The sequence below is a fragment of the Belnapia sp. AC561 genome, from assembly GCF_979252845.1.
In genome coordinates this window covers 24774-36972 of sequence record NZ_CEEDBP010000048.1, presented here as the reverse complement: position 1 = coordinate 36972, position 12199 = coordinate 24774, and the positions used below count along the sequence as shown (strand labels likewise).

Annotated in this window: 22 protein-coding genes; 9 read left to right on the top strand and 13 right to left on the bottom strand. The window is 63.4% G+C overall.

All coding sequences use genetic code 11. From position 1 onward, the window contains the following. Positions 1-385: 385 nt before the first annotated feature. Genes AC0IW9_RS26905 through AC0IW9_RS26890 form a run of 4 tightly spaced genes read right to left on the bottom strand, consistent with a single transcriptional unit; the run spans position 386 to position 1159 of the window. Positions 386-601, bottom strand: coding sequence for a hypothetical protein (locus AC0IW9_RS26905; RefSeq protein ID WP_471651376.1), 216 nt, complete (start codon positions 599-601; stop codon positions 386-388). Next, a complete protein-coding gene (locus tag AC0IW9_RS26900) occupies positions 598-765 on the bottom strand; it encodes a hypothetical protein (RefSeq protein ID WP_471651375.1) in 168 nt (55 codons plus the stop codon). The genes AC0IW9_RS26905 and AC0IW9_RS26900 overlap by 4 nt, the downstream gene beginning before the upstream one ends. Continuing rightward, positions 762-911: a hypothetical protein gene (locus AC0IW9_RS26895; protein WP_471651374.1), complete on the bottom strand. Its 150-nt coding sequence runs from the start codon at positions 909-911 to the stop codon at positions 762-764. The genes AC0IW9_RS26900 and AC0IW9_RS26895 overlap by 4 nt, the downstream gene beginning before the upstream one ends. Continuing rightward, the gene (locus AC0IW9_RS26890) at positions 908-1159 is read right to left on the bottom strand and encodes a hypothetical protein (protein ID WP_471651373.1); all 252 of its coding nucleotides are present in this window, start codon (positions 1157-1159) and stop codon (positions 908-910) included. Before AC0IW9_RS26890 ends, AC0IW9_RS26895 begins: the two co-directional genes overlap by 4 nt. Before the next feature lie 279 nt (positions 1160-1438). Between AC0IW9_RS26890 and AC0IW9_RS26885 the strand changes: the two genes are divergently transcribed. The 5 genes from AC0IW9_RS26885 to AC0IW9_RS26865 all read left to right on the top strand — a co-directional run bounded on the left by AC0IW9_RS26885 (position 1439) and on the right by AC0IW9_RS26865 (position 4395). Next, on the top strand, positions 1439-1582 hold the full coding sequence (locus AC0IW9_RS26885; protein ID WP_471651372.1) for a hypothetical protein: 144 nt from the start codon (positions 1439-1441) through the stop codon (positions 1580-1582). Positions 1583-1663: 81 nt separating this feature from the next. Next, positions 1664-1888, top strand: a complete 225-nt coding sequence (locus AC0IW9_RS26880; RefSeq protein ID WP_471651371.1) for a hypothetical protein — start codon at positions 1664-1666, stop codon at positions 1886-1888. A 380-nt stretch (positions 1889-2268) separates the two neighbouring features. After that, positions 2269-2769, top strand: coding sequence for a helix-turn-helix domain-containing protein (locus AC0IW9_RS26875; RefSeq protein ID WP_471651370.1), 501 nt, complete (start codon positions 2269-2271; stop codon positions 2767-2769). Then, positions 2769-2972 carry a hypothetical protein gene (locus AC0IW9_RS26870; protein WP_471651369.1) on the top strand — a complete coding sequence of 68 codons (204 nt, stop codon included), beginning with the start codon at positions 2769-2771 and terminating at the stop codon, positions 2970-2972. Before AC0IW9_RS26875 ends, AC0IW9_RS26870 begins: the two co-directional genes overlap by 1 nt. 1090 nt (positions 2973-4062) lie before the next feature. Continuing rightward, positions 4063-4395: a response regulator gene (locus AC0IW9_RS26865; RefSeq protein ID WP_471651368.1), complete on the top strand. Its 333-nt coding sequence runs from the start codon at positions 4063-4065 to the stop codon at positions 4393-4395. Between the two features lie 19 nt (positions 4396-4414). Here AC0IW9_RS26865 and AC0IW9_RS26860 read toward each other — a convergent pair whose 3' ends face one another. The 5 genes from AC0IW9_RS26860 to AC0IW9_RS26840 all read right to left on the bottom strand — a co-directional run bounded on the left by AC0IW9_RS26860 (position 4415) and on the right by AC0IW9_RS26840 (position 6538). Next, positions 4415-4654: a hypothetical protein gene (locus AC0IW9_RS26860; RefSeq protein ID WP_471651367.1), complete on the bottom strand. Its 240-nt coding sequence runs from the start codon at positions 4652-4654 to the stop codon at positions 4415-4417. Between the two features lie 78 nt (positions 4655-4732). Continuing rightward, a complete protein-coding gene (locus AC0IW9_RS26855; RefSeq protein WP_471651366.1) occupies positions 4733-4900 on the bottom strand; it encodes a hypothetical protein in 168 nt (55 codons plus the stop codon). Between the two features lie 2 nt (positions 4901-4902). After that, positions 4903-5220: a hypothetical protein gene (locus AC0IW9_RS26850; protein ID WP_471651365.1), complete on the bottom strand. Its 318-nt coding sequence runs from the start codon at positions 5218-5220 to the stop codon at positions 4903-4905. 65 nt (positions 5221-5285) lie between these two features. Then, entirely contained in the window at positions 5286-5972 is a 687-nt protein-coding gene (locus tag AC0IW9_RS26845; protein WP_471651364.1) for a hypothetical protein, read from the bottom strand. A 2-nt stretch (positions 5973-5974) separates the two neighbouring features. Continuing rightward, positions 5975-6538 carry an aspartyl/asparaginyl beta-hydroxylase domain-containing protein gene (locus AC0IW9_RS26840; RefSeq protein WP_471651378.1) on the bottom strand — a complete coding sequence of 188 codons (564 nt, stop codon included), beginning with the start codon at positions 6536-6538 and terminating at the stop codon, positions 5975-5977. A gap of 407 nt (positions 6539-6945) precedes the next feature. Between AC0IW9_RS26840 and AC0IW9_RS26835 the strand changes: the two genes are divergently transcribed. After that, positions 6946-7209, top strand: coding sequence for a hypothetical protein (locus AC0IW9_RS26835; protein WP_471651363.1), 264 nt, complete (start codon positions 6946-6948; stop codon positions 7207-7209). Between the two features lie 149 nt (positions 7210-7358). Here the strand turns inward: AC0IW9_RS26835 and AC0IW9_RS26830 are convergent, their stop codons facing one another. Both AC0IW9_RS26830 and AC0IW9_RS26825 read right to left on the bottom strand, forming a co-directional pair. Further along, positions 7359-7592 (bottom strand): hypothetical protein, encoded by a 234-nt coding sequence (locus AC0IW9_RS26830; protein WP_471651362.1) that lies wholly within the window; start codon positions 7590-7592, stop codon positions 7359-7361. Positions 7593-7766: 174 nt separating this feature from the next. After that, a complete protein-coding gene (locus AC0IW9_RS26825; RefSeq protein ID WP_471651361.1) occupies positions 7767-8480 on the bottom strand; it encodes a response regulator transcription factor in 714 nt (237 codons plus the stop codon). Positions 8481-9166: 686 nt separating this feature from the next. Here AC0IW9_RS26825 and AC0IW9_RS26820 point away from each other — a divergent pair. Next, positions 9167-9895: a prephenate dehydrogenase/arogenate dehydrogenase family protein gene (locus AC0IW9_RS26820; protein WP_471651360.1), complete on the top strand. Its 729-nt coding sequence runs from the start codon at positions 9167-9169 to the stop codon at positions 9893-9895. A gap of 44 nt (positions 9896-9939) precedes the next feature. Here the strand turns inward: AC0IW9_RS26820 and AC0IW9_RS26815 are convergent, their stop codons facing one another. Then, a complete protein-coding gene (locus AC0IW9_RS26815) occupies positions 9940-10107 on the bottom strand; it encodes a hypothetical protein (RefSeq protein ID WP_471651359.1) in 168 nt (55 codons plus the stop codon). Positions 10108-10419: 312 nt separating this feature from the next. Beyond that, complete coding sequence (locus tag AC0IW9_RS26810) at positions 10420-10779, bottom strand: DUF4326 domain-containing protein (RefSeq protein WP_471651358.1); 360 nt, start codon at positions 10777-10779, stop codon at positions 10420-10422. 234 nt (positions 10780-11013) lie between these two features. On the opposite strand from AC0IW9_RS26810, the gene AC0IW9_RS26805 reads away from it, so the two are divergent. Together AC0IW9_RS26805 and AC0IW9_RS26800 are read left to right on the top strand one after the other, a co-directional pair. Beyond that, a complete protein-coding gene (locus AC0IW9_RS26805; protein ID WP_471651357.1) occupies positions 11014-11727 on the top strand; it encodes a response regulator transcription factor in 714 nt (237 codons plus the stop codon). 80 nt (positions 11728-11807) lie between these two features. Then, positions 11808-12038: a hypothetical protein gene (locus AC0IW9_RS26800; RefSeq protein ID WP_471651356.1), complete on the top strand. Its 231-nt coding sequence runs from the start codon at positions 11808-11810 to the stop codon at positions 12036-12038. Positions 12039-12199: the final 161 nt, after the last annotated feature.

The window sequence follows — 12199 nt, the reverse complement described above, 5'->3', positions numbered from 1 at the left end:
CCTTCCTGCGCTGGGCCTCCGTCCGCCGCATGCTCCGAAAGCTATGTCAGAAAACTAAATGATCCCGGATGGACTCTCAGTTCAACTTCGTTCCGCATGCCGCTATGGCCAGACATCATTGGCGGTTGGAAGTGACGCTGCAGCCATTCGGCAGAGACGCCAGCCGCATCGCACTAGGCAGCCCGAGCCGCCGCCCATTCTCCGGCCGGGTCGGTGAGGAAGCGTACGGCGTCCCGTTGTTCGTCATCCAGCGGCCGGCATTTGCTCCGAGCCCGGCCGCGGGGGATAGAGGCGCTGGTGGCATCCAGAATGGCCTGCTCGAGCACGCGCAGGGCAAGCACGCGCCCGCCCTCCGATGCCGCCTCTGCCGTGATGGTAGGGGCGCTCATGCCTCCTGCGCCTCCCCGTCCGGCAGCGCATCACCCCCGCCGGTGGCATCCGCCTCGCCGGTGATGAAGGTTATGATGGTGCGGGCTTCCTCCACCAGCGCCGCGGCCCGGCCTGCGCTGGGCTTTCCCCCGCTGGTGGAGATCAGCGCCAGCACCACCCGGGCCCGAAGGTCGCGGTCGGTGCCCATGGTGGCCCCATGCTCGCCCATCATGCGGCGATCTCCGGCAGCAGCCGGAGGCGGGCCCGGGTTGTCAGGCAGCCGGACGCCAGCAGGAGGGCGTTGGCGGCGGCCAGGGACAGCAGGGACAGGCTGAACAGCAGCGCCACCCCTAGCCGATCGGCGGGGGAGAGCCCGGATACTGCGGCGGGGCTCATGCCAGCAACGCGGACAGCCTCATGCCGGCGTCCCCATGCCCCTGATCGCCCGCAAGTCGGTGGGTCACCAAGCGCAACAGCAGGGTACCGGCCTCGACGTAGCGCGCTGCCACGTCGATATCAGCCGCGAAGGTGGCGGGGGTCATGCTGCACCGCCAGTCAGCCGCAGCAGGTCGTTGACCAGCTCCCAGGCCATATGCGCTGCCGCTGTATTCGCAGGCTCCTCGGAGCCATCGAGGTTCCGCGCCTCGATCTTGGCGACCAGCGCCTTGGCCCGCATGCCAGCCAGGGTGACAGGGAGTGCATCGTGAATGGCGTTCCGGGAAGCCAGGTAAGCCTCCCAGGCAGGGCAATGGTCGAAAATGAATGGCGAAGTGCTCGCCGCGTCAAGCAAGGCCGGATGCCAGGCGCAGAGGGCGATTAGCTCGGCATCGGGATTGGGCGGAAGGGGTGAAGCCAGCAGAGCCGCAGCAGCAGCACTGGGCAGAACAGCAGCGCCAAGTAACAGGGCGCGGCGGGTTGGGGTTAGGCCGGGCAGAGTGTTGCAACCACCTTGCCTGGCCGCTACGAAAGCCACGTAGTCTACGGTCTGGTGTCAACGGCATTTACGTAGGTTGCGTATGTGCCGTATACTCGGCGCATGGATCGAAAGCCGACACGCTTTGAGCTTCGCTTGCCGCCTGAGCTTGGCGATGAGATCGACAAGTGGCGTCGAGAACAGACCGACCTTCCGCCGCGCGCCGAGGCCGCTCGTCGGCTGATCGAGCTCGGCCTCGAGGCGGCGAAGGGTCAGGCCAAAGCTGACAACGATCGGTAGCGCCGCCCTTGATGCCGTCGGCGTCGAGTTCATTTCCGAGAATGGAGGCGGTGCCGGGGTCCGGTTCCGAACAAAATAAATATGAACGTCAAACCGCCCGTGGTGCCGGTGGATGGCACCACCTTCCACGGCAGCGTCCGCATCATGCCCAACGGGGAATGCCGCGCCGCCTGCTACGTTCGCAAAAGCGATGGCACCAAGCAGGAGGTGCAGGCCTACGCCTTCGAGACCGAAAGGGATGCCCGCGAATGGGTAGAGGCTACCGGTGGCGCACGTGGCTACACGTCGATGACCTGGGATGCCTGAATGACCGAGGCATGCATGGGATGGTCGGCGATGCAGGACGGTGAGTTCATCGCCGAGAACGGCGAAGGGCCTAGAGTTCGGTTGAAGGCCACCTCGTCGCCGTGAGCAAACTGTTGGGAGCGAGAGCGCTTCCGTACCCGATGTTTTTGGGCGGCTGCATGCTGGCCATAGTGGGTTGGGCGCACCTGACGAGCCCACGCGGGCCTGATTTCCGTCAAACGCTTGTTAGATCGGCGTCACAGACTTGGCAGGGCAATCTGAGCACTGCCCAAGCTCGCATTCAGCGGATCCGGCTGTTACGCCAGCGGCTGGCGGCGCACGGGTTTCGACTTGTTCTCTCCAGGCGTCGCACGTTACCGCCTGGGGTGGGAGGCTTCCTCGTGCTGGATTTTGCTACCAAGCAGATTTCCATTGGAGGTGGACCCATTCCTTTCTCTGCCACTTTGGATGATGTGGAGAGCTGGGCTACTGGCTTGTGGAAAGCCGGGGAATTGGCGCCCGCGGGTGTTGTCGGCGAGGAGCTGACATCTGCTCAATGCATTGCAGCCCGGCAATTACTCGGCTGGTCGAAGCTGCAGTTGAGTTCCCGCGCTTTCGTTTCAGTACACGCGATTAAAAGGCTCGAGGATGGCTCTCAGGTGCGTTGTCGGGACAATGTTGCCATCCGTGCCTCGCTAAAAACAGCCGGTGTTGAGTTCATCCCCGAGAACAGCGGCGGGGTTGGGGTGACACTACGGAAGCCGGCCAGCCAAGCTGATGCCGCTACGCCACCACCCTTTGCCGAGACGATTGCAGCGGCGCTCGAGGCGCTTCCTGCCAAGGCGGAGGAGGCTGCCAACGCGCCCAATCCGGCGCCTGATGCGACCAAAAAGGTTCAGTGATGGCGCTGCCCCCGACCTTCCCACCGGTGGCCTCACCCAAACCCGCCTGGGTGAAGGAGTGCCAGTACATCGAGGGCAACAAGGTGACGCCTGAGGCGATGTGCAAAAAGCCGGTGAAGGCCGGCAGCGTGTATTGCCCGGAGCATCACCAGCTCTGCTTCGTGCCGATCAGGCCGCGGCCGCCAATCCGAGGTGCTGCGTAGGTACGCCTCAAACTGCCGAAACACAGGAACATCCATTTGCCTGGCCCGTTCGTAGCCAGACAGGTTGGAGCAATGCGTTGGCGAACCCGTACATCGCCCTACCACCCAGGGAGGCCAGTATCCGCCTCATCCAAGCTCACGTGACCTGGTTGAGAGAACTGCAACAATCGCAGCTGGCGGCTTGGCGTTATGCAGCGCTGTTTTCGATCGGCTTGGTGAGCCTGAGCTGCGCCCTCCCTTCGTCACCCCATCCACCAACAGTGGCGGAACGTATGGCAGCGCTCTCGATGAAGGTTGTTGCCGGCGGCAGAGATTAAAGTCGCAAGGCTTCAATGGCGTCAGTGGGGGATGCCGACGTCGGAGAGGGTCGAAGCGGCGAAAGCCGAACCTTGGACTTTGCTTCGGTTTCCACCATGCTTGGCCCCCTCGCCGCACCTCTACGCCGCCTGCGTTATGGATCAGGATCGGCCAGAGGGTGGCGGAGATCCCAAGTGACAGCTGCATCCCCCGTGGCCGAGAACACTACCTGGAGGCCACACACTCGAGCTGGCGCGCTGCTGTCAGAAGCCCTCTGAGCCTTATCCAGAAGACGCATCATGCCGCGTTCCATGTGGTTCGGCGACGCGGCTGGGACGCGAACTTCGTCGTCCGACAGCCTTTCTTGATCAGGATCCATGAAGCGGGCGGGGGAGGTCGTGAGGTCCCTGCGTCCAACGAGCCGCCAGTTCATCTATGGCAACCCGAACCGCAAGGCTCAGGACGAGGACTGCTGCTGTACCGAGGAAAAAGGCGACCATGGCGAAGCTCCTGTGCCTGTCCCCTCCCCATTTACCCTTTATGCTGCGCCGCAACATGAGCGTTGTGCAAGCATCAAGTAGGCGTCGTTACCGAGGAAGGGATAAGCACTCGACCTGGGCACAGCCCCGACCTTCAACCATCAACTATCCTCACTTTTTCGGCATAATGCTACGAATTGCAAAGCGCAGATTGCTCTGGAATGACTTTCCTATGTGCTGTCCGTTGGTCATCCATCTGCCACATCGGCAGGATGGAACGGCACATGCCATCTCTAGACGGCCGAAAAATACTCGTGGTTGAGGACGAAGCAATCACTGCGCTGATGGTCGAAGAAGCTCTATCAGACGAGGGCGCAGACGTAATCGGCCCAGCTTATACGGTGCAGCAGGCTTTGGCTTTGCTCAAACAGCACACGCCAGATGTTGCGACCTTAGACATGAACTTGAATGGCGAGTTGGCCACCAATGTGGCGACTGCTCTGAATGCCCTGCACGTGCCCTTCGTACTTGCTTCTGCCTATAACGCACAAAGCCACATACTGCTTCCAGACGCAGCCGGCGTGGTGGAGAAGCCTTACAGTCCGAAAAGCTTTATCGCCGCAGTGGTAGCCGTCCTCACCAGGTGAGGAGCTTGATCTGACGCATTCAAAAATTCCAGCGCTTCGCCATTATGGTAGCCGCCTGAGTTGCCTTATAGGAAGACAGAGGCGTTCCCCTCAATGCAAGGTTGGCTTCTAATATCTGACGCGTCCCGCGCTTGAGAACATCTGTCTCTGCCCGAACCAGGGCAGCCATTTCCTCAGCAACGGTAAGCGTCGACAGCGCTGCCTCCACCGCCGGATCAGCGATCTCTATGTCGCGCAGCACGTCGTCAAGCTGAGGCATGTCTCCCTCCAATCCCCAACATCGGCAAAAAAATGGAGCCGCTGCCGTTACCGACAATAGGCAGGAACGTTGCAAATACTAAAACTTTAGCACCCCGGACACGCTCGCCCGGCCGCCCAGCCGCGCTGCCCGCTCCACCACCATCTGCCGCAGCTGCTGGTGGACGGCACGAGGGATCCGAATGGCGGTGGTGACGTAGACGTCGGCGGGCTTGGCAGGCGCATCGGTTGGCATCGTCAGACTCATCGCTACTGCACCGCCTGCCTGGCCTGGTCCCAACCCCCGCGGCCGAGGCCATAGGTCCGACGCTTGCTGGCGATGAGGCTGCGGGCGATGCCTTCAGCGTAGGCCTCCGCCAGGTCGGCCGGGATCAGCTGCAGCAGCCCATCCATTGCCGCCGCCGTGGCGCTGGCCACCAACACCGCCTCGAAGCCTTCTTCGTCGTCGCGGCCCGAGCCGGCCATGCACTGGTCAACCGCGCCGAGCACGTCCTCCAGCGCCTTCCGCAACACCGCCTCGGCGAAGGGCATCCCGGGGTATTCAGGGTGGCGGCGGGTATCGGCCATGTCTCAGCCCCACCCGGCGAACTGCTCGTAGGTCATCCCGGTTCCGCCGCCACCGGCGCCGACATTTAACGAGCCGTAAGACATGCCCGGCTGGCTCCCCAGCTGCTGCTGATACAGCGCATTGGTCCGCTGATCGTACAGCTGGTTGTTGCCGTAGTTGTTGGCCATGTTGTCGATACCCTGCGCCGCGCTGCCATCGATGCTGTTCTGTGCGCTGGCGGCGCTCGTCTGGGTCTGTGCGCGGTCTGCGTGCCCATCTGGCTCACCTGCGTCCCGGTGTTGCCGACGCCGGCCGCGGCGTTCTGCCCCAGCCCGGTCAGCCCGGCGAGGCGGTTGTAGTAGGTGCCGAAGTCGATCGCCGCGAGGCTGTTGCTGCGGTCCTGCAGCGCCTTCATCCGCGAGCCGCTGTTCAGCATCCCGTTGGCTGAGGCACTGGCATCGATCGCCCGGATGCCCTGTTCCAGCTGGTACTGATAGCCCGGGCTGGCCTGGAAGTTGGCCATCGCCTTGTCGGCCGCTTCCTGGCCATTCAGACCGAGCAAGTCCTGCTGCGGGCCAAGGGCGTTGGTCCCGGCCTCCATGTAGGGCATGAGGTCGCTGCGGGTCTGCTGGTAGCGAGCCTCGGCTTGATCCTGCGCACGCTGCTGCGTCTGGTTGGCCTGCTTCGCGGCGCTCTTGGTGGCTTCGCCCTGGATGACGGAACCCGCCACCCCAGCTACTGCGGCGCCCGCCGCGGCCCATCCGAATGGCATGGTCAGTCCTTCCTCTTGATCGGCTGCTGAAGGTGAAGCGGAACGGCATCGCTGCAGCGAATGGACACGATCAGGCTCATGCGGTCGGTATCGCCGCAGTTGTCGAGCCCATGCCGAACCCGGTTCTCGAACCGCCAGATGCTGCCGGCCGGCATGTGAACGCGTTCCTCGGCCGCACCCTCGCCGGCGAAGTTGAGCACCGCGGCGTTGGTCTGCAGGACGACATAGAACTTCGTCTCGAACCAGTTGACCGCCCAGCCCGGATCCACATGCGGGTGGATGCTGCAGCCGGGCCGGATGCGGGTCAGCAGGACATTCCCCAGCCCCACGCCCTTGCTCGCCGCCATCAGCTGGTAGACGACAGCATGCAGGGACGGCAGCGCCCGCCACGCGGGATAGAAGATCGGGGTGTGCGGCAGCCGAAACGCGTCCGGGTCCGCCAGGTCAGCCCGGTCGCGGGCGCGGAGGTGGATATCCACCATGTCCCGATGCGGCGATCCGGGGGCAATGCGCCGCTCCGGGTGCTGGTCCCATAGCTCCGGCTGCGCCTCGAGCTCGGCCAGCATCAGCGCCACGTCCAGGCCCTCATAGAGCCGGGCGAAATACCTCCTGCCCTGGTCAGGATCGGCGAGGCGGAGCGGCTTGTAGGCCGGGGCGGGGAGGCTTTATTGCATCACCGCATCATAAGCCCACCGGGTCGCGAGGCACAGGAAAATCAGCCAAATGCAAAAGGTTAAACCAGATTTTGGTTCATAATTTCGGGATAACACAGTTCGCTTTTTAGGCGAAAACTTCCACATCTTCTCGCGTTTAGGCTGCCATGGTCATTGACTTGGAGATGCCTCATGGCTCCCATCAAGCCCGCCATATTCTGCTTCAAATGCAAGCGCCGCTATGACGACCCTGGCGGCGATGATCGACCCTGGCGATGCAAGGAATGCGAAGCACCAGTTAAGCGACTGGAGGATGCGCAATGAGCATGTTCATCGATCAGCCAGCACCTCTCGACATCTATCCCCTTGAGGAGGTCGAAGGATCTGGTCCCTGGGGCGGCCCGACCTATCGCTACCGCGGAGCGTGGATCGAGTGCCTGAAGGGTGGGCACGTCTGCGGATTGTTCCTCAATAGCCATCCCTTGAGCGGTCTACTCTTCGGCGGCGTTGGCATGATCACCCCGCTCGTGGACCGGTGGCTGGAGGCATGCCAAATGCCCAGTCACAGACGGTCGAATGGCTAAAGCCATAGCCTGACAACTAATCTTACTCGACTGGGTGCCGCAGCGGCGGCACTGCATGCGATCGGCCAACTGATGGAGCTTGGCGTCCCTGGCCGGGCCATTGCTTCGGGTCAGTAGGCCGATTTGCAGCGCCGCCCGGTGGCCGGTCGCTACTCCGTATCGTCCCCCAAAAAATGCCCTGCCATCATGCCCACGAGCCAAGCAACCGCTGCCCACATCATGTAGACGATCGCGGAGCCTAAAGGGTCTCCCAGCGCTTCAGCGCGTGCATAATGTCCGGTGATGCCTTGATAGAAGCGGAACCCGGCCAGCACCAGCAAGCCAGCAGCGACGATAAAACCAAGCCAGGCCAGCACTCTGCCTAGAATGACCATGGCCAGCACTCCATGGCTGCACCCTGGCGACAGCATGCAGTGCGGCACTGGCCTAGCCTAATTGTTTCACTGTAGGCAGGCGCTGTGCTGGCCTGCTCCAGCGGCACCTGCGGCGGCAGAAGCCTCGCCATGGCCTTGGCCAGTCGCAAGGTGCAGGAGATGGCTGCAGAAGGCCGGATCCCCTCACGCCGCAGCATCACCAACGGCATTGAGAATGTAGCCACCGGATATGGTGACCAGCAGGCTGGGCTGGTTTGGGGTGGCCTCGATCTTCTGGCGCAGCCGGTACATGTGCGTCTCAAGGGTGTGGGTCGCTACGTTGCTGTTGTAGCCCCAGACCTCGTTCAGCAGGGTCTGCCGCGGCACGGCCTTGCCGCCGGCGCGGTAGAGGAACTTCAGGATCCCGCATTCCTTGTTGGTCAGGCGGACCTTGCGGTTGCGGGCCGGCTCCTGCAGCAGGCGGACGCTGGGGCGGAAGACGTAAGGCCCGATCAGGAAGGCCGCGCTTTCCGAGTTGTCGAAGGTGCGCAGCTGAGCACGGACGCGGGCCAGCAGCTCGGGCAGACGGAAAGGCTTGGCGAGGTAGTCGTTGGCGCCGGCATCGAGGCCGCGGACCACATCGCCTTCGGCATCGGCGCCGGTGACCATGATGACCGGCATCTGGCGGCCGTCGCGGCGCAGCTTGGCGCAGAAGTCGCGGCCGTCGCTGTCGGGCAGGCCGATGTCGAGCAGGATGGCGTCGTAGCGGGTGTTGTCGTCGGCCAGCATGTCTTCGGCGGCTGCGGCGCTGTCGGCCTCGTCGGCGCTAAACTCGCCGCTGGAGAGGATCTGCTCGGCCATGGTGGCGCGGAGGGCAGCGTCATCTTCGACAATGAGAATGCGGCGCGAAAAGGTCATGGTAACCCTTTGACTATTGTCCATCGAGATCCAGCAAACTTGTAAGGTCCGCTGTCCCTCCTTCGCGCACTACGCAAGCTCTGAAGAGACGGATGCAAAACAAGCCAATGCACTTGCACTCGGTTCATCGGTGCTCAGAAAGACTTTTTCAAAGTGTTACTGCGGAGCCAAGGTCAACAACACGGCCGGCGAGCCCGCAGCAGCCGTCTAGCAGGGGCACCAGGGGTAGCTAGACCTATGCCTGCCGCGGCGCCCGCATCGAATGTCTGCCGGGCAACCACGTCTGCGGGCTGTTCATGGCGGAACACCCCCTCAGCGGCAGCTCATTTGGCGCCTCTGGCACCATCACGCCGCTGGTCGATCTCTGGCACGAGCGCCAGCAGCTGCCTGGATACATGCGACGGTAGACCCCTAGTCATTTCCCCAGATGTTTCACCGCCATTGGGGGTGGGGCACTTCTCCGCGGCCGTTGTGCCGGATGCAGCAAGTGACACGGGGCGTGGACTACCGTTGACACCGTATCTTCGGTGCCTTCTACTCTAGCTATGAAATGGGCCCCACCCTCGAAGCTCTATTACGTACCGCTCCCCTAGCGGCAGGATGGCTCGTCACCCTACAACCGCTGCGTCGTCGGCGGTTGGAGGGAGCATATACCGCTGACCTCGTAGCTCTCAGAGGTCAGACCTATGGAACACGAGAGCGGCTCTACTTCCCGAACCAGGATTGGCATCATCGGCTTCGGTGCGTTTGGACGCCTGCTCGGCAGAAACCTGCGGCCATACTTCGAGCTGTGCGCCTACGATCCGGCCCGACCTCTATGCCCTGTGGAAGGAGTGACACTGACATCCCTCCCGACCGCTGCAAGCTGCCCGATCGTCGTCCTTGCTATGCCGGTCAGCCGCCTCGCAGAGGCATTACGGGAGATCCGCCCCTACCTGCAGGCCAGGGCGCTCGTGCTCGACGTAGGTTCGGTCAAGGTCACGCCGGTCCAGACCATGAAGGAGGGTCTTCCCGACGACGTCGAGATCGTCGCCACGCACCCGCTATTCGGCCCACAGAGCGCCCAAGGCGGCATCAGGGGCTTGAAGATAGCGATCTGCCCGGTGCGCGGCTCGCATGTCCGCCGCGTAGCCGCTTTCCTCCGGGCGGCTCTCGGACTGCGGGTCATCGTGACCACGCCCGAGGACCACGACCGCGAGGCTGCCGTGGTACAGGGGCTGACCCACCTGATCGCCAAGGTGCTCGTACAGATGGAGCCCCTACCGACACGCATGACGACACCCAGCTTCGAACTCTTGATGGAGGGCGTCGGCATGGTCCGGCACGATGCCCCGGAGGTGTTCCAGGCAATCGAGCGTTCCAACCCCTACTCTCGCGAGGTTCGCCGGCGCTTTTTGATTTGGCATCCGCGCTAGATGCAGAGCTGGAGAGGTTGTCGGCTTAATACAGACCAACCTTGCTAGCTGCGCGACGCCAAGCTGCCAAAGGTGAAAGCCAGCGCCGCCTGGCGCTTGCCCTCGCGCAAGACCAGCGCCGCCAAGTCGTACCAGTTCATGCCGCCGCGCTGCAGCGTCTGGCCGATGGCCCGCACTGTCGCCACCGCCTCGCCTGGTTGATCGCTCGCCATGAGCTTGACCAGCCGGTATCAGCGAGCCATGCCCCAAGATCCCGACCAGCCGTTTTCAGCGCCAGCTGCCGCACGCGACGAGCCCGAAGAAACAGCCCAGCGCGGGCCCTAGGGCGGCTCCACCTTCACCTACCGCGGCGCCCGCATCGAATGTCTGCCGGGCAACCACGTCTGCGGGCTGTTCATGGCAGAACACCCTCTCAGCGGCAGCTCATTCGGGGCCCCTGGCACCATCACGCCGTTGGTCGACCTCTGGAACGAGACGGAGCGGCTGCCGGGCTACATGCGGCGGTAGGGCAGGACGCTCAAACTTCAGGCCGCTTCATAACGCAGGCCGGTATTGGCGATCTCAAGCAGCACGTCGACGTGGCAAGGGATCGGCGGCTTGCACCAGCAGGCCAAGTTCCAACCGCGCAGTTGCTGCTGGACCAGCGTAGCCTGCGGCCGTACCCACTCCTCGAAATAGATCAACGCCAACTCGCGGGCATCGGCCTCGCTGCAGACGCGAGCAACCCGACCGCTGCGGGTATCCTGAACGTACCAGCCTGCCTCATCCGACCGGACCATCCAGGGATTGCCCCAGCGCGTTGGACGGTCAACCACCTTGGTATGGGGCGGTATCCGCGCACCGGGTGATTGCTGACGGTGGATGCGCAGAGGCTGGCCGACCATGACTTCTCCCGTCAGAGGCGAAGCCGGAAGTGTATACGTTACTAATGCGTGCACAATCCATAGTTGTTCTGTCGGAGCGATAGAACCGCCACACGCTACCGCCTGGGTTTGACCCGACCGCATATCTCATTCTTTATACAATAATCCTCTTTGACACCTCCGCGCGCTGTGTTATCAACCTTTAGACGATAGAGCGGGCCAGTGTGGTGCCGCAGGTAACCCCCGGAGCCCCCCATGTCCGCCCTCCGCCGCATCCTCATCATCGAAGACGACGCTGCCCTCCGCGCCACCATGGCCGAGCAGATCCTCTCCGGCGGCGAGTTCAGCGCCGATGAAGCCGAAAGCGCCGCGGAAGCCGAAGGCCTGCTGGCCAGCGAGCACGCCCGCTACGACGCCATCCTGCTCGACGTCGGCCTGCCCGACAGCGACGGCCGCGACTTCTGCGCCAAGCTGCGCCGCGACGGCCGCCAGATGCCGGTCATCATGGTCACTGGCGCCGATGCCGAAGGCGACGTCATCCGCGGCCTCGACGCCGGCGCCAACGACTACCTCGCCAAGCCCTTCCGCCTGCCGGAGCTGCTGGCTCGCGTTCGCGCCCAGCTGCGCACCTTCGACAACTCGGAAAGCGCCGCCTTCCTGATCGGGCCCTACGTCTTCCGCCCCAGCGTCCGCCTGCTGCAGGAGCCGGCCCGCAACCGCAAGATCCGCCTGACCGACAAGGAATGCGGGATCCTGAAGTTCCTCTACCGCACCAATGGCAAGTTTGTGCCGCGGCAGACCCTGCTGAACGAGGTCTGGGGCTACAGCAGCAGCGTGGATACTCACACCGTCGAGACGCATGTCTATCGGCTGCGGCAGAAGATCGAGGCCGACCCGGCGCAGCCCCGGCTGTTGATAACGGTTAATGGCGGCTATCGGCTCGATGCCGCCGGCCGCGGTGCGGCGTAGGCGCCACGGTCCAAGCTCAGGACATCCTGGCCTGCTGCAATGATCGCGGGCCAGAATGGGCAAAAAGGGAGTGGTCCAACATGGCATCACTGACCAACCAGCCTGCGACGAACCCCAGCACTGTATGGCATCCCATAAGCACGGTGCCGGGCGAGCGGGTTCAGGCCTGGGTTCGCTGGCATGACAACAGCGAAGGCATTACCTTTCTCGCTGCTGGCCGCGATGAGATGTGGTGGCACCGCCAGGGGGCCACGCATTGGCGATTGGTCACCACGACCGAAGCCACCGCCTATAACAAGCCGGGACGCTAGCCTCAGCTTTGCGCCACCGTGGTCGCCGCCGCACGCGACGAGCCTCAGGAAGCCACTACCGTCGACCTCTGGGGCGGCTCGACCTTGGCCTATTGCGGAGCCCGATCAGCGGCACCTACAGGCGTCCTATCTTCGCTTGCAGGCGCAATGCCAAGCCCACG